Origin of the sequence: Dermacoccus sp. PAMC28757 (assembly GCF_014302635.1) — a bacterium.
GTDB classification, from domain to species: Bacteria; Actinomycetota; Actinomycetes; order Actinomycetales; family Dermatophilaceae; genus Dermacoccus; species Dermacoccus abyssi.
The window spans coordinates 1504399-1523674 of the sequence record NZ_CP060292.1; the positions used below are offsets into that span (position 1 = coordinate 1504399).

19 protein-coding genes are annotated in these 19276 nt (G+C 68.5%); 13 read left to right on the forward strand and 6 right to left on the reverse strand.

The window, feature by feature from the left end:
* Positions 1-286: 286 nt before the first annotated feature.
* Together H7F30_RS07250 and H7F30_RS07255 are read left to right on the forward strand one after the other, a co-directional pair.
* Complete coding sequence (locus tag H7F30_RS07250) at positions 287-1420, forward strand: DUF6350 family protein (RefSeq protein ID WP_187037671.1); 1134 nt, start codon at positions 287-289, stop codon at positions 1418-1420.
* 52 nt (positions 1421-1472) lie between these two features.
* Positions 1473-1859, forward strand: a complete 387-nt coding sequence (locus H7F30_RS07255; RefSeq protein WP_047311810.1) for a hypothetical protein — start codon at positions 1473-1475, stop codon at positions 1857-1859.
* Between the two features lie 68 nt (positions 1860-1927).
* Here the strand turns inward: H7F30_RS07255 and H7F30_RS07260 are convergent, their stop codons facing one another.
* Positions 1928-2812: an endonuclease domain-containing protein gene (locus H7F30_RS07260; protein WP_187037673.1), complete on the reverse strand. Its 885-nt coding sequence runs from the start codon at positions 2810-2812 to the stop codon at positions 1928-1930.
* A 170-nt stretch (positions 2813-2982) separates the two neighbouring features.
* Between H7F30_RS07260 and H7F30_RS07265 the strand changes: the two genes are divergently transcribed.
* The 3 genes from H7F30_RS07265 to H7F30_RS07275 all read left to right on the forward strand — a co-directional run bounded on the left by H7F30_RS07265 (position 2983) and on the right by H7F30_RS07275 (position 6322).
* Positions 2983-3648: a phosphoribosylglycinamide formyltransferase gene (locus H7F30_RS07265; protein ID WP_255464992.1), complete on the forward strand. Its 666-nt coding sequence runs from the start codon at positions 2983-2985 to the stop codon at positions 3646-3648.
* Positions 3641-5251: a bifunctional phosphoribosylaminoimidazolecarboxamide formyltransferase/IMP cyclohydrolase gene (gene purH / locus H7F30_RS07270; RefSeq protein ID WP_187037675.1), complete on the forward strand. Its 1611-nt coding sequence runs from the start codon at positions 3641-3643 to the stop codon at positions 5249-5251. The genes H7F30_RS07265 and purH overlap by 8 nt, the downstream gene beginning before the upstream one ends.
* 99 nt (positions 5252-5350) lie before the next feature.
* Positions 5351-6322 (forward strand): DMT family transporter, encoded by a 972-nt coding sequence (locus H7F30_RS07275; RefSeq protein ID WP_187037677.1) that lies wholly within the window; start codon positions 5351-5353, stop codon positions 6320-6322.
* Here the strand turns inward: H7F30_RS07275 and H7F30_RS07280 are convergent.
* Positions 6300-7001 (reverse strand): SGNH/GDSL hydrolase family protein, encoded by a 702-nt coding sequence (locus H7F30_RS07280; RefSeq protein ID WP_187037679.1) that lies wholly within the window; start codon positions 6999-7001, stop codon positions 6300-6302. The genes H7F30_RS07275 and H7F30_RS07280 overlap by 23 nt on opposite strands.
* Before the next feature lie 101 nt (positions 7002-7102).
* Here H7F30_RS07280 and H7F30_RS07285 point away from each other — a divergent pair, with 101 nt between their 5' ends.
* The 6 genes from H7F30_RS07285 to H7F30_RS07310 all read left to right on the forward strand — a co-directional run bounded on the left by H7F30_RS07285 (position 7103) and on the right by H7F30_RS07310 (position 12243).
* The gene (locus H7F30_RS07285) at positions 7103-7960 is read left to right on the forward strand and encodes a bifunctional methylenetetrahydrofolate dehydrogenase/methenyltetrahydrofolate cyclohydrolase (RefSeq protein ID WP_187037680.1); all 858 of its coding nucleotides are present in this window, start codon (positions 7103-7105) and stop codon (positions 7958-7960) included.
* Positions 7957-8220, forward strand: a complete 264-nt coding sequence (locus H7F30_RS07290) for a DUF3017 domain-containing protein (protein ID WP_187037682.1) — start codon at positions 7957-7959, stop codon at positions 8218-8220. The genes H7F30_RS07285 and H7F30_RS07290 overlap by 4 nt, the downstream gene beginning before the upstream one ends.
* A 75-nt stretch (positions 8221-8295) precedes the next feature.
* Positions 8296-9633, forward strand: a complete 1338-nt coding sequence (locus tag H7F30_RS07295) for a UDP-glucose/GDP-mannose dehydrogenase family protein (protein WP_187037684.1) — start codon at positions 8296-8298, stop codon at positions 9631-9633.
* Positions 9634-9718: 85 nt separating this feature from the next.
* The gene (locus tag H7F30_RS07300; protein ID WP_187037686.1) at positions 9719-10513 is read left to right on the forward strand and encodes an exodeoxyribonuclease III; all 795 of its coding nucleotides are present in this window, start codon (positions 9719-9721) and stop codon (positions 10511-10513) included.
* A gap of 72 nt (positions 10514-10585) precedes the next feature.
* Complete coding sequence (locus H7F30_RS07305; RefSeq protein ID WP_187037688.1) at positions 10586-11431, forward strand: HAD-IIA family hydrolase; 846 nt, start codon at positions 10586-10588, stop codon at positions 11429-11431.
* Positions 11428-12243 (forward strand): hypothetical protein, encoded by an 816-nt coding sequence (locus H7F30_RS07310; protein WP_187037690.1) that lies wholly within the window; start codon positions 11428-11430, stop codon positions 12241-12243. Before H7F30_RS07305 ends, H7F30_RS07310 begins: the two co-directional genes overlap by 4 nt.
* On the opposite strand, the gene H7F30_RS07315 is transcribed toward H7F30_RS07310, so the two are convergent.
* On the reverse strand, positions 12209-12673 hold the full coding sequence (locus H7F30_RS07315) for a hypothetical protein (RefSeq protein ID WP_187037692.1): 465 nt from the start codon (positions 12671-12673) through the stop codon (positions 12209-12211). The genes H7F30_RS07310 and H7F30_RS07315 overlap by 35 nt on opposite strands.
* 335 nt (positions 12674-13008) lie before the next feature.
* On the opposite strand from H7F30_RS07315, the gene H7F30_RS07320 reads away from it, so the two are divergent.
* Both H7F30_RS07320 and H7F30_RS07325 read left to right on the forward strand, forming a co-directional pair.
* Entirely contained in the window at positions 13009-13320 is a 312-nt protein-coding gene (locus tag H7F30_RS07320) for a hypothetical protein (protein ID WP_187037694.1), read from the forward strand.
* Between the two features lie 263 nt (positions 13321-13583).
* Positions 13584-14771 carry an O-antigen ligase gene (locus H7F30_RS07325; RefSeq protein ID WP_187037697.1) on the forward strand — a complete coding sequence of 396 codons (1188 nt, stop codon included), beginning with the start codon at positions 13584-13586 and terminating at the stop codon, positions 14769-14771.
* An 84-nt stretch (positions 14772-14855) separates the two neighbouring features.
* Here the strand turns inward: H7F30_RS07325 and H7F30_RS07330 are convergent, their stop codons facing one another.
* From H7F30_RS07330 to H7F30_RS07340, 3 genes are read right to left on the reverse strand one after another with little or no spacing between them, the layout of a single operon-like run.
* Positions 14856-16100 (reverse strand): hypothetical protein, encoded by a 1245-nt coding sequence (locus H7F30_RS07330; protein WP_187037699.1) that lies wholly within the window; start codon positions 16098-16100, stop codon positions 14856-14858.
* Positions 16100-16969, reverse strand: coding sequence for a glycosyltransferase family 2 protein (locus H7F30_RS07335; RefSeq protein WP_187037701.1), 870 nt, complete (start codon positions 16967-16969; stop codon positions 16100-16102). The genes H7F30_RS07330 and H7F30_RS07335 overlap by 1 nt, the downstream gene beginning before the upstream one ends.
* A complete protein-coding gene (locus H7F30_RS07340; protein ID WP_187037703.1) occupies positions 16966-19137 on the reverse strand; it encodes a glycosyltransferase in 2172 nt (723 codons plus the stop codon). Before H7F30_RS07340 ends, H7F30_RS07335 begins: the two co-directional genes overlap by 4 nt.
* Positions 19138-19276: the final 139 nt, after the last annotated feature.

Genomic DNA, 19276 nt, shown 5'->3' on the forward strand with positions numbered 1-19276 from the left:
GATGACTTCACGACGCCCCGATCCCGCCGAACGTCCCTCCTCGAACCGTCCGCGACCCCCGCGTCCGAGTGACGGCCGAGGTGGGTCCGGTGCGCGTCCGCAGCGTGCAGCGCAGAGCAGCCAGGCCGGCAGGGGAGCGTCGCGTCCGGAGCTCGACCGAGGACGCAACGCGTCGAACCGCGGTGCGAAACCCCCTCGTGACGCGCAGAACCCTCGCGTTTCCCAGCGGCCCGGCCCCGGACGGCCGACGAGCGGCAAGGACGCCCGGCCCGAGGGACGCCCGCACGTGCCCCTCGCGTTCGGCTACGGAGCGCTGTCGGCCATCGGTGTCGTCATCGCGCTCATGGTGCCGGTCTTCGCAGCGTGGACGATCGATTCGCAGTCGAGCTCGTCGTGGAACGACACGCTCGGCGTGACGATCGACCTGTGGGCGCTCGCGCACCGCGGACACGTCAACGTCGACGGCACGAGCGTCGTCTTCAGCCCCCTTGTCCTCACCTTTCTCTGCGTTCTGGCAGCTCGCTTCGGCGCTCGCGCGGCGTTCCCCGACGAGCGCCTGCACGCGCGCGACCTGCGCCTCATCCTGCTCGCGTTCATCGGCGGTTACGTCGCTGCGGCTCAGGTGCTCGCCGTCGTTGCCTCGTTGGGTGCGAGCCACATCAGCTGGTGGTCCCTCCTGCTCGGACCGTTCGTCGTCGCGGCTGCCGGCGTGGCATGGACGGCCTGGCACGAGCGGGAGCACTCACCTGAGCTGAAGGCTCTCGACGATCTCGTCCTCGACGCCACACCGCTGTTGCTGCAGCGTTCGATCCGGTCCGGGCTACGCGGCCTGCGCTGGCTTGCCCTCGCCTCGCTCGTTCTCGTCGTCGCGCTCGTCGCCTGGCACGGCGGACGCGTCTGGACCGTCCACCAACAGCTGAACCCCGGTCTCGTCGGAGGTATCCTCCTCGTCGCGGCGCAGCTTCTGGCTCTGCCCAACCTCATGGCCCTCGGCGCCGGATGGTTCACCGGCTCGTCGGTGCACGTCGGTGCTGTCTCGATCGGGCACGGCGCGATGACGCCCGGCACTCTGCCGATGATTCCGGTGCTCGGCGCGCTGCCGGACGGGGTCGGGCCCTGGACGTGGATCTTCCTCCTCGTTCCGATCGCAGTGGGCGGCTGGATCGGCTGGGACGCTGTCGGCGCGCTGACGCGACTGTCGAGCCTTCGCGCGAAATGCACGGTGGCTCTGTGCGCCGCTGCGCTCGCCACGCTCGTCATGTGGCTCGTGTGGTGGTTCGCAACGGCCCGTGTCTCGACCGGGCTCCTCGACTATGTCGGCCCCGGGTGGAACGCATGGGTGCTGCTGCCCGTCCTTTTCGTGCCGCCGGCCGTCGCGGTGGCCGGCGTGCGGCACTGGGTGCTGAACCACACCCACTGAAAAACCCGCTGAGGTCGGGAGTAATCCCAGGCACTCGCTCGTTGGGAGAGACGTGAACGACACTCCGAAGGCGCCCGTCGGTGCGCGCAACAGCATGCTGTCGCTGCGCTACCTCATCCTCGGCTTCGCCCTGTCGTGGCTGCCCATGCCCGGCACGGCGCTTGCGGTGATCCCGCTCGTCGCGTCGTTCTACTACGGCGTGCGCTTCATCCAGGACCTCAAGAAGTCCGGCCAGAACAAGGCCGTTGCGCCCAACATGATCGGGCTCGGTCTCACGGCCCTGCTCATCGCCATGGTCGTTGCCCCGCTCGTTCAGTACGAGCGCACGATGGATTATCAGAAGTGCCTCTGGGGTGCGAACACCAACCAGGCGCGCGAGGCTTGCGAGAACCAGCACGACCAGCACCCGGGCACCGTCCAGCGCTTCTTCCTCGACTGACCACCCCCACCCCCGATGTTGAGCGGGCGCCGCGGCACCGGTCCCGCGATACCCAGGAAACATCGGCGTCACAGGAGCCCCGCGAGGCGCAGCCGATGTTCGATCTGCGCGAAGAACGGATCCGGATCGGTGCGCAGCGCCACCACGGGAATGCGCAGCACGGCGTCACCGCCCAGGGTGAGGTAGTTCTGACGCAGGGCGTCCTGAGTCGGGTTGTCGCCCAGGAAGTGGTGCATGCCGTCAATCTCGACGGTGAGCTTCGCAGCCTCCCAGCGCACGTCGAGGTAGTACGAGCCGTTCGGGTGACGTCGTCGAACCTGACGATCCGGCACCGGTAGACCGCGTCTGCGGCACAGCTGAACGAAATCGATCTCACCAATCGACTCGGACCCGGTGGTTATGTCCCCGAGAAGTTCGCGAATGAGTTTGCGGCGGTGCAGTTTGGGGAGGCATTCGAGGGCCTGCCAGTAGTCGTCTGCTCGCGCGAGTCGCTGCTGCACCGTCATGGCGAGCACCGTCGCAGCCTCCCGATCCGTTCGCGCGATGGCGGCGGCGCGCAACGACGCCCATGCGGGATGAGAGTGGGGAATCGGTGTCTGCGACAGCCGGGGTGGCCGGAACAGGAACATCCCTCGCGTGCCGGGCGGGAAGGACGTGCGCTGACCGTAGTGAGGCAGCGCCACGACGATCTGCTGCGCGCTCCAGCCTCGCAAACCGTGGAGAATCAGGGCACTCGAGGCCTCGGCCCAGGCCGGCCCCTGAGTTTCGAAGACGGCGACAGCGATGGGAGAGCGTTCAGGGCACCAAGCGTTTGTCGGCGGGCGAAAGGTGTTGTCACCCAACTGCATCCAACGTCCGGCGCGGACATGTGTGCGTACGTCCTCCCGTGTCACGCCGATTTGCCTAAGACGCGCGCGGTTCACAACGCCGTAGCTCGACTCTGCCAGCGCCACGGCTCGCTCATGGGTCTGCTTCCAACGGGGAGTCATGCTTCCAGCCTGCGTGCCGGCGGTGAGGATGCTCCCGATGAATGTGGGCCTGTGGAAAACCTCGCCGATGTTGCCTGGGTATCCGGGTACAGATGCCGCTGCGACCGCTCAACATCGGGGGATAGGGTGGGGGCGTGAGCGAGCAGTCGAAGCCCCTGCAGGTCGTCGTTCTCGTCTCCGGAAGCGGCTCGTTGCTGCAGGCTCTCATCGACGACGACGCCCACGGCAAGGTGTACGAGATCGTCGCGGTCGGTGCCGATCGGGAGTGCACCGGCCTCGAGCGCGCCACCCTCGCCGGCATCCCCACCTTCACCGTCGAGACGCGGCACTTCCCCGAGCGCAGCCAGTGGGACGCGGCGCTCGCCGACGCCATCGAGCGCGCGTTCAGCGATGCCGCCGACGACCTCGACCTCGCGGCGCTCACCGGCGGTGACGACGAAGCGCGTCAGCTCGTCGTCTCGGCCGGGTTCATGAAGATCCTCGGCGCGCAGACTCTCTCGCGCCACACCGTCATCAACACCCACCCGGCGCTGCTGCCGAGTTTCCCCGGGGCGCACGGCGTCCGGGACGCGCTCGCGCACGGCGTCAAGGTCACCGGTACGACGTGCCACGTCGTCGACGCCGGTGTCGACACAGGCCCCATCATCGATCAGCGCGTCGTCGACGTACGCGCCGACGATGACGAGGAATCGCTCCACGAACGCATCAAGGTCGAGGAGCGCACCATGCTCGTGGACGTGGTCCGCGGGTTCGCACGAGGTTGGTCCATCAACGGCAGGACGGTTTCGATCAATGAGTGACGGCATGCGCCCTATTCGGCGGGCTCTCGTCTCGGTGTACGACAAGCAGGGGCTCGAGGAGCTCGCCCGCGGCCTGCACGAGGCCGGGGTGGAGATCGTCTCGACGGGCGGTTCGAGCAAGCTCATCGCGGGTCTCGGCATCCCCGTCACGGCGGTCGAGGAGCTCACGGGCTTCCCCGAGTGCCTCGAGGGTCGCGTCAAGACGCTGCACCCGAAGGTGCACGCCGGCATCCTTGCCGACTCGCGCAAGAGCGATCACATGAAGCAGCTCGAGGACCTCGGTGTCGAGCAGTTCGACCTCGTCGTCGTGAACCTCTACCCGTTCAGTGAGACGGTCGCCTCGGGCGCGAGCATCGACGAGTGCGTCGAGCAGATCGACATCGGCGGCCCGACGATGGTGCGCGCGGCCGCGAAGAATCACCCGACGGTGGCCATCGTCACCGACCCGACGTCGTACGCCGACGTGCTCGACGCCGTGCGCGGCGGCGGCTTCACACTGCAGCAGCGCACCGCGCTGGCGCGTGACGCCTTCGTCCACACCGCGTCCTACGACGTCGCGGTTGCCACCTGGATGGGGGCGAACCTCGTCGGTTCGAACGACGCCACCACCGGCGACACCTTCCCCGACTGGACGGGTTCGACGTACACCAAGGCCGCGAGTCTGCGCTACGGCGAGAACCCGCACCAGGCAGCGGCGCTCTACACGACGGCCGACGCGAGCGGCCTCGCCCAGGGCGAGCAGCTGCACGGCAAGGAGATGTCGTACAACAACTACGTCGACGCCGACGCCGCCTACCGCGCCGCGTACGACCATGGTGACGTGCCGACGGTCGCCATCATCAAGCACGCCAACCCGTGCGGCATCGCCGTCGGCGCACCGGACGAGGACATCGCGGCCGTGCACCAGCGCGCCCACGAGTGCGACTCGACGAGCGCGTTCGGCGGCATCATCGCGACCAACCGACCGGTGACGAAGGCCATGGCGGACACGGTGAAGGACATCTTCACCGAGGTCGTCGTCGCGCCGGCGTTCGACGACGACGCCCTCGAGGTACTCACCGCGAAGAAGAACCTGCGCCTCGTCACCGTGCCCGCGCCCACTGCGGGTGGTTTCGACATGCGTCCGATCAGCGGCGGTCTGCTCGTGCAGGAGCGCGACATGATCGACGCCGAGGGCGAGGACAAGGACGGTCGCACCACGGGTGACGATCCCGAGCGCTGGCAGCTCGTCGCCGGCGAGGCCGCGGACGAGGCCACGATGCGTGACCTCGCGTTCGCGTGGCGTGCGGTGCGCGCCGTGAAGTCGAACGCGATTCTGCTCGCCAAGGACGGTGCGTCGGTCGGTATCGGCATGGGCCAGGTCAACCGCGTCGACTCGTGCAACCTCGCCGTGACGCGTGCGGGCGCCGAACGCGCTCGTGGCTCCGTCGCCTCGTCGGACGCGTTCTTCCCCTTCGCCGACGGCCTGCAGATCCTGCTCGACGCGGGCGTCAAGGCCGTCGTCGCGCCCGGTGGTTCGATCCGTGACGCCGAGGTCATCGAGGCTGCGCAGAAGGCCGGCGTCACCCTGTACTTCACCGGTACGCGTCATTTCTCCCACTGATCGCGGCCAGGCGAGTGCCGGATGGCGTGTTTGGTGGGGGATGGTCGCGACGTCGGCGCCATCTCCAGCCAAACACGCCATGTCCATAGGGGTGACGCGATGACGCGTGAACGACGCGCGTCCTCGGAGGCGCTCGCGCTCGCCGCGGCGTTCGTCGGTGGTGCCTGCCTGTCGCTCCAGGCTCGCTTCAACGGGACGCTCGGCGAACCTCTGTCGGAGCCGCTCGTCGCTGCCATCTGGAGTTTCGGCTCGGGTCTCGCACTGCTCGTGCTGGCGCTCGCGGTGCCGAGTTTGCGCCAAGGCGCCACGCGACTCGTCCTGTCGATCCGGGCCGGACGTCTGCGCTGGTGGGAGTGCCTCGGCGGCGTCCTGGGTGGCGCGTTCGTCGCCGTGCAGACGAGCGCGGTCGGGCTTCTCGGTGTTGCCGTCTTCATCGTCGCGAGCGTCGGTGGCCGCGCGCTCGGCGGGCTGCTCGCCGATCACGTCGGTGCCGGGCCCAAGGGACGCACGCCGATCACCCCCGCTCGCGCACTCGCCGGAGCGGTCGCCGTCGTGGGGGTCGCCATCACGGTGAGCGGGCAGCACGTCCCGGGTGGCATCGCGATCCTGCCGGCCCTCGCCGTCATCATCGCGGGCGTCATGACGCAGTTCCAGCAGGGTCTCAACGGGCGCGTCAGTGCGCGGGCAGGCAGTTCGTACGCGACGACACTGCAGAACTTCCTCGTCGGCGTGATCGCTCTCGTGGTGTTCGCCGGTGCGCGCGTGCTCCTCGGCTTCACGCAGTGGCAGTGGCCGCACGACGCTCCCTGGTGGGCGTGGCTCGGTGCGCCGCTGGGCATCGCGTTCATCGGGTTGTCGGCGTGGGCGACGGAGCACATCAGCGTGCTCGTGCTCGGGCTCATGGGCATCATGGGGCAGCTCGTCGCGGCGCTCGTCATCGACCTGCTCGACCCGGTGGCGCGCGAAGGTGTCGGTGTGCGCACCGTCGTCGGCATGGTCGTCACCGCTGCGGCGGCAGCCATGGCGGCACGCTCCGGTGGCCGACGGGCTACTTCAGACGCGCGTTCGTGAGCTCGGCGAGACGCTTGTAGCCCGCGTCGTTGGGGTGCAGGCCGTCAGGGCTGATCCACTCCCGGTGACCGGTGAGCGGGAAGTCGAGATCCAGCCACGTCGCACCTGAGCTGCGCACCACGGGTGCGGCGGCATCGCGCAGCCGTACGAGGTCGGGTGGGGGAGAACTCGCCGGTCCGATCGGTGCGATGACGACGACGCGCGCCTCGGGGACGTGCTTCTTCACCGCCGCGAGCGTCTCGCGCAGACCCTCGACGATGGTCGCCGTCGGCACGCCGCGGGCGACGTCGTTCCATCCGCCGGAGATAATGACCGTGCCCGGCTTCGACGCTGCGGCTCGTGCGACCTGGGAAGCGTAGTGCTGTGTCGGACGCCCCACGTCGTAGCCCATGCCAGGCACGGCGACGTTGATCTCGTTCCACCCGCGCTCAGCGCTCAGGACGGTGGTCCATCGCTTGTCCGGTGAGCTCGCCTCCGAGCCGGCGGAGTAACTGTCGCCGACGAAGGCCACCACGGGGCGTCCGCTCAGACTGGGTGAGGGCGCGTCGGCGACCGGGGCTGACGAACGGCGGTCGACGACGAGGAACAACGCCACGACGAGCACCCCGACGACGAGTGCCACGAGCGCGGGAACGCGCCACGCCACTCGCCGCTCGGCACGCTCGTTCGCTCGTGTCATACGACGACCGTACGCGCGAGCCCACGTCGATCACGAGCGTCCCGTCACACCCCGGTGTGAGCGCCGACCGCGCGCCCGGGGCGTCTGGCAGGATTGGGGCCATGACTGCGACGACGCTGGACGGCAAGGCCACCCTCGCGACGATCAAGGACGAGCTGCGTGAGCGCGTGGCCCGTCTCAAGGAGCGCGGCGTGACGCCGGGCCTCGGCACGGTGCTCGTGGGTGACGACCCGGGTTCGCACTGGTACGTCGGCGCGAAGCACAAGGACTGCGCGGAGATCGGCATCGTCTCGATCCGCAAGGACCTGCCCGCCAGCGCGACGCAGAAAGAGGTCGAAACCGTGATCGACGAGCTGAACGACAGCCCCGAGTGCACGGGCTTCCTCATCCAGCAACCGACGGGCCTCGACGAGGTGGCGCTCTTGTCGCGCGTCAAGCCCGAGAAGGACGTCGACGGGCTGCACCCGGTCAACCTCGGCAAGCTCGTGCTCGGCGAAGAGGGACCGCTGCCGTGTACGCCGATGGGCGTCATCGAGTTGCTGCGCCGCTACGACGTCCCGCTCAAGGGCGCGGAGGTCGTCGTCGTCGGCCGTGGCCTCACGGTCGGTCGCCCGCTCGGGCTCATCCTCACGCGCCGCAGCGAGAACGCAACGGCCACGCTGTGCCACACCGGCACCCGTGACCTCGCGGAGCACACGAAGAACGCGGACGTCGTCATCGCCGCCGCTGGAGTGCCCGACCTCATCACGAAGGACATGGTCAAGCCCGGCGCTGCGGTGCTCGATGTGGGTGTCTCGCGTGTCGAGGGCAAGGTCGCCGGTGACGTCGCCAAGGACGTCACGGAGGTCGCCGGGTACGTCTCCCCGAACCCGGGTGGCGTCGGTCCGATGACGCGAGCGCTGCTGCTCATGAACGTCGTCGAGGCAGCGGAGCGCGACGCCGACGCGCGAGGCCTGTGACGCGCTTCCGCCTCGGCATCCCCTGGCTCGTCGTCGTCGGTCTCGTCGTGGCGGGGCTGATCACCGTCATGGCCGGCCAGGTTCGTCCGGGCGGGGTCGTGATGTCGCTCGGTCTCTTCGCCGGCGCCGTGATGCGTGCCGTCCTCCCGGAGCGCTACGTACTCGACATCAAGGTTCGTTCGCGCAGCGTCGACATCACGGGGTACGCGCTCCTGGCCGTCATCACACTCGTCGCATTCGGCGTCGTGAAGTTGGGCTGAGACACCCGAGTGAATTTCCGGTGACTGCGGGCAAGTCGCCGCGTGAGCACTGACCCGGCGACCTAGACTGCCCGCATGAGTTTGCGGATCTCCGTCATCGGCACCGGTTACCTGGGCGCCGTGCACGCGGCCTGTATGGCCGAACTGGGCCACACCGTCGTCGGCATCGACGTCGACGCGAAGAAGATCGAGGCGCTGTCGCAGGGGCGCAGCCCGATCTACGAACCGGGCCTCACCGATCTGCTGACGCGCATGACGGAGACGGGCCGTCTCAGCTGGAGCACCGACATCAGCGCCGCCGCTGACGCCGACGTCCACTTCGTCTGCGTGGGCACCCCGCAGCGGGCGGGGGAGTACGCGGCCAACACGGATTACGTCTTCGCCGCGTTCACCGCACTTGCGCCCCACATGAAGGCAGGCTCGATCGCGGTCGGCAAGTCGACGGTGCCGGTCGGCACGGTTCCGCGCGTCCTCGAAGCGATCCGCGAGAACGTCACGGACGGCGTCGACGCACGTCTCGTGTGGAACCCGGAGTTTCTCCGTGAGGGTTTCGCGGTCAAGGACACGCTCACGCCCGACCGTTTCGTCTACGGCGTCGAGGGCGAGTTCGCCGATGCGGATGTCGAGAAGCTCGACGAGGTGTACGCCAAGGCGCTCGCGGCTGGCACGCCCCGCCTCGTGACCAACTACGCGACGGCGGAGCTCGTCAAGGTCAGCGCCAACGCGTTCCTCGCGACGAAGATCAGCTTCATCAATGCCATGGCGGAGATCTGCGAGGCCACGGGCGGCGACGTGCTCGCCCTCGCCGACGCGATCGGTCACGACGAGCGCATCGGCCGCAAGTTCCTCGGTGCGGGGGTCGGCTTCGGCGGGGGTTGCCTGCCCAAGGACATTCGCGCTTTCCTTGCCCGCGGCGAGGAGTTGGGCCTGCCCGACTCGGTCGCCTTCCTGCGCGGCGTCGACGCCACCAACCTGCGGCGCCGCGAACGCGTCGTCTCGCTCGTCGAGGGTGCCCTCGGCGACGTAACAGGCAAGCCGATCGCGGTGCTCGGTGCCGCGTTCAAGCCGAACTCCGACGACATCCGCGACAGCCCTGCGCTCGACGTCGCCGAACGACTCGTCGAACTCGGGGCCGACGTGCGCGTCCACGACCCCGAAGCGGTGCCGGTGGCCCGCGCCAACCGGCCGGGCCCGAACTACGTCGACAGCATCGACGAGGCGCTCGAGGGTGCGCAGATCGTCCTGCACCTCACGGAGTGGAAGCACTACCGCGAGCTCGACCCGGCCGACGTCGCCGCCAAGGTGGCGAACAAGGTCGTCATCGACGGTCGCAACGTGCTCGACGGTGCGAAGTGGGCCGACGCGGGCTTCACCGTCCATTCGCTCGGGCGCCCCGTCGTCGAGGGGCGTTGAACAGACCCCCGAGGAAGGCCCCACCGGTTTCGGTGGGGCCTTCGCGCGTTCGACACCCCTCGCGCACACCTGAAACGATGACGCTATGCGAGTCGTCACCGCCAACGTCAACGGAATCCGAGCAGCACAGCGTCGAGGCGGGCTCGAGTGGCTCGCGGAGCAGGACGCGGATGTCGTCGCCATGCAGGAGGTACGCGCGACGCCGAAGCAGTTCGCCACCGCGCTCGGCGGCTCGGCGCTCGAGGAGTACGCCTTGGCCCACGCCGAGTCGGCGACGGCCGGCCGTGAGGGCGTGGCCATCCTCACCCGCCACGCGATGGCGACGCCGGTCACCGTCATCGACGGGTTCGACGAGGTCGGCCGCTGGGTCGAGGCCGACGTCACGATCGACGGTCACACCGTGACGATCGCCAGTGTCTACGTCCACACCGGCGAGGTCGACACCGACAAGCAGGTGGCGAAGTACCGCTTCCTCGACGCCGTCGAGGCGCGCATGGCCCGGCTCGTCGAACGCCCGGCCCTCGTCATGGGCGACTTCAACGTGGCGCACGGGCAGAACGACCTCAAGAACTGGAAGGGCAACCGCGGCAAGGCGGGTTTCCTGCCCGACGAGCAGTCCTACCTCACGCGGTTCGGCGAGAGCGGCTGGGTGGACGTCGTCCGCCGCCATCACGGTGACGTGCCGGGGCCGTACACGTGGTGGTCGTGGCGCGGCAAGGCGTTCGACAACGACGCGGGATGGCGCATCGACTACCAGTTCGCCAGCCCGGCGCTCGCGGCCGTCGCGAGCGATCCGCGGGTGGGGCGGGCCGATGCCTACGACCAGCGGTGGAGCGACCACGCGGCCGTCATCGTCGACTACGACCTGACGACGCTGTGACGTGCTGGGCACCACGCCTCCTGGTCGTCGCGGCGACGGTTTCACGTCGCCTGCGCGTGACAGGATGACACCATGACGAACAAGAGTCCTGTGGAGTGCTGGCTGACCGACATGGACGGCGTGCTCGTTCATGAGGAGCACGCCATTCCCGGGGCGGCGGAGTTCCTCCAGGCGTTGCAGGAGACCGGCCGACGCTTCCTCGTCCTGACGAACAACTCGATCTACACCCCGCGCGATCTGCGTGCCCGCCTGCAGGGCAGCGGTATCGACATCCCCGAAGAGGCCATCTGGACGTCGGCGCTCGCGACGGCGCAGTTTCTCCACGATCAGCGTGAGGGCGGTTCGGCTTACGTCGTCGGCGAAGCCGGCCTGACGACGGCGCTCTACAACGTCGGGTACACGATGAGTGAGCGCAACCCCGACTACGTCGTGCTGGGGGAGACGCGGACGTACTCGTTCACCGCGATCACGCGGGCCATCCGGCTCATCGAGGGCGGCGCGCGCTTCATCGCGACGAACCCGGACGTCACGGGCCCGAGCGCCGAGGGGCCGCTGCCGGCGACGGGTTCGATCGCCGCCATGATCACGGCAGCCACGGGCGTCAAGCCGTACTACGTGGGCAAGCCCAACCCGCTCATGATGCGGAGCGCGCTCAACCGCATCGACGCGCACTCCGAATCAACCGTCATGATCGGCGACCGCCTCGACACCGACGTGCGCAGTGGCCTGGAGGCCGGATTGCGCAGCATCCTCGTGCTCACCGGCTCGACGAAGCCCAACCAGGTGGATCGCTACCCGTTCGTGCCGACGCGCGTGTGCGACTCGATCGCCGATGTCGTGCCGCTCGTGCACGAGTTCTCCCCAGAGCGCATGGCGGCTCAGAGTGAGGGCGTCGAGCCTCGGGAGGCCGACGCGTGAGCGACGACTTCGACCCGTTCGCCGACGAGCCGCGTTCGCGTCCGTCCCGGCGGGAGAACGAGCAGGAGCAGACACCGCATTCGTTCGACCCGTGGGCGGATCTGCCGACCCGGGCTTCGCGGCGCCGTCACGGTCTGGAGCTCCCGACCGACGCACCCGGTCTCGGTGGGATGTGGCAGGGCGACGACGCGTCGTTGACCTTGGATCGCGGAGCGGGGCAGGGGAGCGAGCCCTACCCGGCGCCGGGCGGTCGCATCCTCGTCGTCTGCACCGGCAACGTGTGTCGCTCGCCGTACATTCACCTGCGCCTCGCCGCCGAGCTGGACGGCTTGGGTATCGAGGTGACGAGTGCCGGAACCGGAGCCCTGGCAGGGTGGCCGGTTGACCCAGGTTCCGTGGCGCTCCTCGACGCAGCAGGCATCGACTCGACGGCATTCCGGGCGCGGCAGCTCACCGTGGACATGGTCGAGGACGCCGACCTCGTGCTGACCGCGACACGCGCGCACCGCCGCGCGGTGGTGCAGGAGGCGCCGTTGGGGTTGCGCAAGACGTTCGCGCTCACCGACTTCGCCGACCTCGTCGAAGGGCTGCAGCCCGACGATATCGAGCACGTGCGAGGCCGTTCGCTCGTGGCGCGCGTCGCCGCGGCCGCGGCAGACCGCCACCACCTCGTGCACGCCCGCACCGACGACGACGCTGACATCGTCGACCCGTTCCGTCGAAGCCCGGACGTGTTCGCCCAGATGGAACGTCAGACGCTACCGGCGTTGGAGACCGTCATCGCGGCTCTGCGTCACTCGGCTCAGGTCTGACGCGCGGGAGGGGGCGGGCCGGGTTGCCCACGACGACGGCCCCATCAGGTACGTCGTCAAGAACCACGGCGCCCATACCAATCGTTGCGTCGGATCCGATGGTCACCCCTTGTCGAATGCTCGCGCCCGTTCCGTTGAACGACCGCTTGCCCACCCGGACCGAGCCGGAGATGGACACGAGCGGCATGACCGAGACGTAGTCGGCGAGCACGCAGTCATGCGCGACGGAGCTGCCGCGACCGATGTGAGCGTGCCGGCCCAGACGTGCATTCGTCGTGACGACGGCTGCCGCGAACACGACCACGCCCTCGTCAAGAGAGACCCGTTCGCCGACCATGGCGAGCGGGTCCAGCGCTGGCGGGGCCGAGGTGACGAACGCGTCGATACGTTCGCGGGTATCGCTATCTCCGATCCCGTTGAGACACGGCATCGCTTCGGGGGGGGCACAGGGCGGAGGAGGGCAGAATCCAGGTCAGAAATGACGTCCGCAGGACGGACGTCGAAGTAGCCGCGGCATTGAACCGTGGACAGCGAGGGTCACGGCCATCAACCGCCGGGCCCTCTCGGCCGCCTCCCGGCCAGGCCCGCCTACGGCGACCGGCGGCTTCTATGAACAATGCCCTACCTCCACCGCGCGACTATTCTGGGCCGTGAGTTTCGTGATGTGGGGCTCGCCGTTTCGGTTCCGCGGGCACGATGAAGAGCCCTGGGGTTGGTACTATTCACGGCCGGGAAGCCCCTACTTTCAACGATCCAAGGACTCGCATGCGCTCGCTGATCAATGGAACGCGTCGGCCACGCACGAGGTCGTTCGTCGCGACGTCGTTCGTCGCGACGCGGCCTCTCCACGGTGTCGATGCCGCGTCCGAAACGCAGGGCGACGCGTACGCGTCGACTGCGGAGGCTGACGTCGTCGTGCTGCTTCAACAGCACGATGCCTACGCCGTGGACAGGATTGCGGCGGCCAGCATCCCGGTCCTCGCCACCCGAGGGGTCATGAACGTATCGGCACGCGGCGGCAGCGTGAGCCATGGCCGCAACGACGCGGCGGTGCAGGCGACCGTCGTCCGCCTGTGAGTGTGCACGGTGCTGCCCCCTCGATGGCCGCGGCGGAACAGAGAGACAGGCGCGCGCGCCTCAGAGCGGCGTCCGGGGCTGGACATACGAGCAAGCGGGTGGGCTCCATGAGTGTCGGGGCGCGGCGCAGGGTACGAACGCCTAGACTTGAGGTCTCCTCGCCCGTCCTGACCGATCAACGTGTCGGGCGACAAGCCGCGGGGAGCCCTCGCCAGTCTCAGGATGCTCTTGGGCCGTGGCAGTGGCCAGCCTTTCTCGGCGCCTTGGCCTTCGCCAGCATCGTGCTGCCGGCCGGCCTCGTCGACGGGTTGGGATCGCGGGTGCCATGGATCGTCGTAATGTCGCTACCTGTTCTGTTCGACGCGGCCCTCGGCTCCTTGGGAGCGAGCCGTCAGTTGAGATCCCTCTTCTCGGGCACCCTCGTGGTGTTCGCGGCGGTGGCTGCGATGATTGTCGCGCTGCTGCTAAACGCGCCGACGCCCCCCGGTGTCCTCGCAGCGGTCTCGTTCGCCCTGGCAACGCTCGCAGGATGGGTCACCGGACGGCGTTGGTGGAACGTCGCCGCGACGCTCTCGTGGTTCGACGTTGGTGTGCTCATTTTCTTGGGCATCTCGGTGCTGCATCTTGTCGTCCTGGGTCTCGGTGTCGGTTCGCTCTCGCGGTTCCATGTGTTGGCGGTTCTTCCCTGGGGCGGTTCGAACTACGTCGCCGGTGTCATGGTGGTCATGGCGTTCGTCCTGTGGAGTCGCCGCTCGCTTGTTCCAGGTGCTCGGTGGGCGGCGCTGGCGGCTGGCGCGGTCTCCGTTCTGACGCTCTCACGGGGCGCCTTCATCGCACTCGGCGCGGGGCTGCTCGTGTTGCTGTGGGATGCGGGACGCACCATGTTGACGCGCTTTCTCGTGCGTGTCTCCGCAATGGTGCTCGTGGGCGTGGGCGTTCTCGGTTTCTCGGAGGTGACACAGCAGCGCTCAGTTGGCGGCTATGACCCTGGCAGCAACGTCGATGCGCGGTTGTCCCTGTTCCATATGGCGTGGGAAGCTTTCGTGTCGAGCCCCTTCACCGGCACAGGATGGTTATCTCTGCGCGAACCGTCGAAGGAGATCCTAGGCGCGGACATCTCTTACGCTCATAACTTCTTCTTGTCGTTCCTGCAGATCGGCGGGCTGCTGGGCCTAGCCTTCATCGCCGTGTTCTGCCATTTCGCTCTTAGGTGCTGGCGCACTTGCGTGACATTGCGCCCGGCGCTCATCGCGGGATTCGCCATCTCGATGTCTGACCCGTTCGTGGAGAGCGCGGTGGCCGGCTTCGTCATGTGGACGATTCTGGCGTACGGCACAGGAACGACGACGGAGGTCTCGGCGGCCGAGGTAAACGCCTTTGGAACGAGGCGATCGCGCGCCCGCCGCGCCGAAAGTGTCACGCGCCGCGGCCCGCGGCGGCTGGCGCGCTAGGCAGAAGCCATCACGCCATCGCTCGTCACTGGAGAGAGGGGAGACGCACGAAACCTACCCGTCCTCGGTCATCTGCAGCTCACGTCACAGGGAGCGATGGCGTCCTCGCAAGTGAGGCGGGAACAGGTAGCTCCAGACCGACCAAAGTTGCCAGAAAACGACCACGCACTCGGCCAGTGCTGTGCCGATGAGCGCGCCAACCGCCCCATGGAGGCCCGCACCCATGGCGATCGCCGGTACCCCCACGAATGTTGCGGCGATGCGTGATGTGCTGATGACGCGTGAGCGCCCGAGCGGCGCCAGGACGTGGAAGCTCAGCGACGACGCCATCGCGTATGGGATGCACGCCGTGGCCGTGGCGACGCTCAGACCCCAGGAGATGTCGCTGACGTCGCCGAACAGCCAGTGCCCGACGAAGGGCAGGATGAGCGCCAGAACGAGGGCCGTGATCACTCCAATGGCCGATGTTGCGGCGAGAGCACGACGGCGGTGAGCGCGCTTCACTGCGTCGGACTCGCCCTCGGACGCCCAGCCCTGCAGACCCGTCGCCACCGCCGCCGTGCCCATCTGGGCCATGCTTCGGATGCGCGTTGCCGCGGCCAGGTTGGACAGTTCGAGGGTGCCAGGGTGCACCGAGCGCGCCACGGGCAGTACGAGCGAGGTGTAACCGGTGCCGATGAGCCCCGCCGCGGTCAACGAGGCGTGGTCGGCCAGGCCGGCTCGCCACGGCACGGCAGGCCGCTCGCTCGCGCGGGCCGCCTTCATGATGCGTCTGGTGGCGGCCATGAGTGAGCCGACGCTGGCGGCGAGCACTAATACCGGGTAGATCAGCGGCTGCCCGGTCATCGAGATCAGCGGAATCGCGGCAGCCGAGGAGATGAGCCGGGGGATGGTTTCGTAGCGCGCGACCGAACGCGCGTCACCCCGGCCCACGAAGAACCAGCTCGGTGTCATGCCCCAACTGGTGACGGCCACGGCCATGCTCACGGCCAGGACCCGATGCGAGCCCTCGACGAGCAGTGCGGCCGCCAGTGCACCTGCCACAGCTGCCACGAGCCACGCTGCGCACCGGGTGATGAGACTCTCCCAGTACACCCAGGCCGCTGCGCCCGGGTCGGCACCCGCCACCCGGTGCGGTCCGAGGACCGGCCATGAGTAGGCCGAGACGACGGCTGCCGCCGTGCCAACGCCGTAGCCGATGCTCAGTGCAACCCATCCTTGCGCTCCGACGATCGCGTTGATGGCAGGCAGCACCAGCAACGGGACGACGGCCGCCAGGCCTTGGAGGCCGACGAAGCTGACGAGCCGCCGGACGGGCAGGCCGGACATCAGAGGCTGTCGTACAACGGTAGGGCTGGCGCGGTGTCCGTCGCCAAAGCCTTGACGGCGGAGAGGACGCCGCGTACGTGTGAGCGCCGGTCGAGTGGGGCCACCAGTGTTATCGGAAGCCGAGCGACCAGCGCGAGCACGCAGGCTCCGCGCGCAATCGGGCGGGGCAGGTGCCACTTGGCGAGGTAGGACATGGCCGACCAGGCCGCCACCGGGAGTACGGTGTCGACGTGGCGCCTGCTCGTCGCCGACGCGGGGTGGCGCACACCGGTGAGCGTCGGGTAACGTACGTCGGCGCTGACCGCGCCGGCTCGCCGGGCGAAGTCCGCGTCCTCGAATGTGTACGGCAAGCTCTCGTCGAGCCCGCCGAGTCGCTCCCACAAGCCGCGTGAGATGAGCACGATGCTGAACGGCCTGAACTGCCCGCGCCGCTCCGCGCTGCCCGCGCCCGCGGGGAGGCGTTGCGCTACCGCCGACAGCAAGGAGACCTGCCCAAGGGTAGAGGCGAGGCCCGGAACGGACTTGGGCGCCACCGGGTCGAGATAGATCATCACCTCGTCATCGCCGCTGGGCAGGGACGACGTGACGCTCGACAGGGCGCCGGCGTCCAACTCGATGTCATCATTGATGATGAGCGCCCAGTCCCACGCGCCGACATGGGTGAGACCGTATGTGACGGCCGCACCGAAACCGGGGTTGGCCCCGATCGACACATTGGGCAGACCACTCGCGTCGACGCGCTGCTGGGCACCAGCCGAGGTAGGAACGGCCCACGGTTGGAAACCGCTCTCGCGCAGGCGATTGAACAACCCGTGTAGTGCGTCGATGTCCCCGCGGAGTGTCGGGCTGACGGCGACCATGGTGCTCATGCGCTCTCCTCGGCTTGGGTGTAGAGCTGTGACAGTAGGCGCACGGTGTTCTCACGGGAGAACATCGGTGCCCTGTCCCAGGCGGCGGAGGCGAGCGCGGCCCGCTTGGGCTCGTCCCCCATGAGGTCCTCCAACGCGGAGCGCGCGCTCTCGAGGTCTCCGGGCGGGTAGAGGATGCCGGTATCCGCGACGACCTCACGCAACCCGGGAAGATCCGGGCCGACGACAGGTGTTCCGGCGGACATCGCCTCGAGGGCGGCGATACCGAAACCCTCGTACGCGGAGGTGCTGAGGAAGACGTCAGCGTCTCGCACGAACGGACGGACGTCGCTTTGCAAGCCGGCGAACGTGACTCGACCGGGGGCGATCTCAGCCGCCATCTTCTCCAGCGCGCCGCGGTCGGGGCCGTCGCCGACGATCGTCAGGGTGACCAGCGGCAGGTTGCTCACCACGCGAATGGCGTCGTCGACACGCTTGCGAGCGTCCAGCCCCGCGATGGTGACGATGGAGAAGGCCTGCGAACGCCCACCGGGCTCGGAGGCGAACGAGGCGACGTCGATGCCGTTGTGGATGACCACGACATCATCCGCCTTGTCCGGCACGTAGGAGCGAAGTGAATCGGCGACGCCCTCGGAGATGGCCACGAGCTTGCGGTAGCGCCGGTAGACCACGCGCTCCGCGGTGGCCCAACCGGGGACCCCGCGCCGGGAGTTCTCGGTGCTGTGCTCGGTGAGGACCTTCATCGGGCTGGTGAGGGCCGCCGCCCAGAACGCGGGGAACAGATGCGAGTGTACGACGGAGTAGGACTTCGCCATTCGAACCAGGCGCCACCAGGCCCTCGGGTCGAAGCGGTGTGTACCGAGGACGTACGGGCTCACGCCGGCCCGCGTCGCGGTGTCGAACGCCGGGCCCCTAGCGGGGGCGAGGCACGCCAATTCGGCGTGCCAGCCGTCGGCACGCAGACCGGATACGAGTTCGGCCACTAGGCGTTCGGCGCCTCCGGTGGCGAGAGAGTTGATTACGTGCAGCACCGAACCGCGGGTTTCGATGCGCAGAGGGCGCAGCAGGGATGCGACGACGGGTGTGGGAGCGAAGTCTCGCGCCACCCATTCGCGCGCTGCGTCGCCCATCCGGACCTTGGCCTCAAGAGCGTCGCTCACCGCGTCAGCGAAACCTGTGACATCGCCGACCGCGTGGACGCGCCCGGTCGTGCCGTCCACCACGCTGTCGACGCATCCGGTGGCGTCCGTCGTGACAGTCGGCAGGCGCATGGCCGAAGCTTCGAGGACGACGTTGGGGAATCCTTCGCGGTGCGAGGGGAGCACGTGGACGTCCATCGCCGCGAAGTACGGGCGCACGTCCTGAGTCGCACCCACCACAGCGACAGGACACGCCAGCGCACGCAGCCGCTCGAGATAGGTCTGCGAGTCCGGCTCGTCCTGGGGGCCGACCACGAGCAACTGAACATGAACGCCGCATCGTTCCAATTCGGCCATGCCAGCGATAAGGGTGTCGATGCCCTTGTCGTGCGTGAGGCGGCCCACGAAGCCCAAGACAGGCTGTTCGGGGTCGAGCCCCAGTTCGACGAGAAGTTCGGTGTTGCGAGCTCGCGGCACGAAATGGTCGGAGTCCACTCCGTGCGACGAGCCCGGGACGGTGGCCGTCAGGCGGGTGCGCGGGAAGAGGCGCAGTTCGCGTGAACGCTGGGCAAGCGAGGGTGAATTGACGACCACGGCCGTCGCGCAGCGGCCGGTGATCCGTTCCATCGTGGCGAGGATGGCTCGGCGGACGCCGACGTCGCCTTCGAGACGCAGGCCACCGCACGAGTACAGGCGTCGCGGGACGCGCGTTGCCGCACCGCACATGTGGCCTAACAGGCTCGCCTTGGGCGTCGTGGTGACGAGGACGTCCGGCTTGACCTGTCGCAGCACCTTCAACCAGGTGATCAAGGCCCTGACATCGGACGCAGGCGCGATCTCGCGCGCCATGGGGATGGGGTGGGGGATGACGCCAGTCTCCTGGACCAACCGCTCGAGAGCGGCGCCGGGTGAGCACACGACGTGAACCTCGTGCGTCAGCGCCAGTTGCCGAATCAGTTCGCGGTGGAACGTGTCGATCGTCGTGGGGATCGTCGCGCTGACGATGGCGGCCTTGCGGGGTGATTCCATGGCGACGATGTACCTTCCACGGTCGCGGTTCTACGGAGTACGGATCAGAACACTCTGACTGGTGTCTTCTTCTGGGGGCTCGGGCAGCGGATGAGGCATCTTGCTTGATCGGCGGATGCGGGGTACCGACCACCTAGCG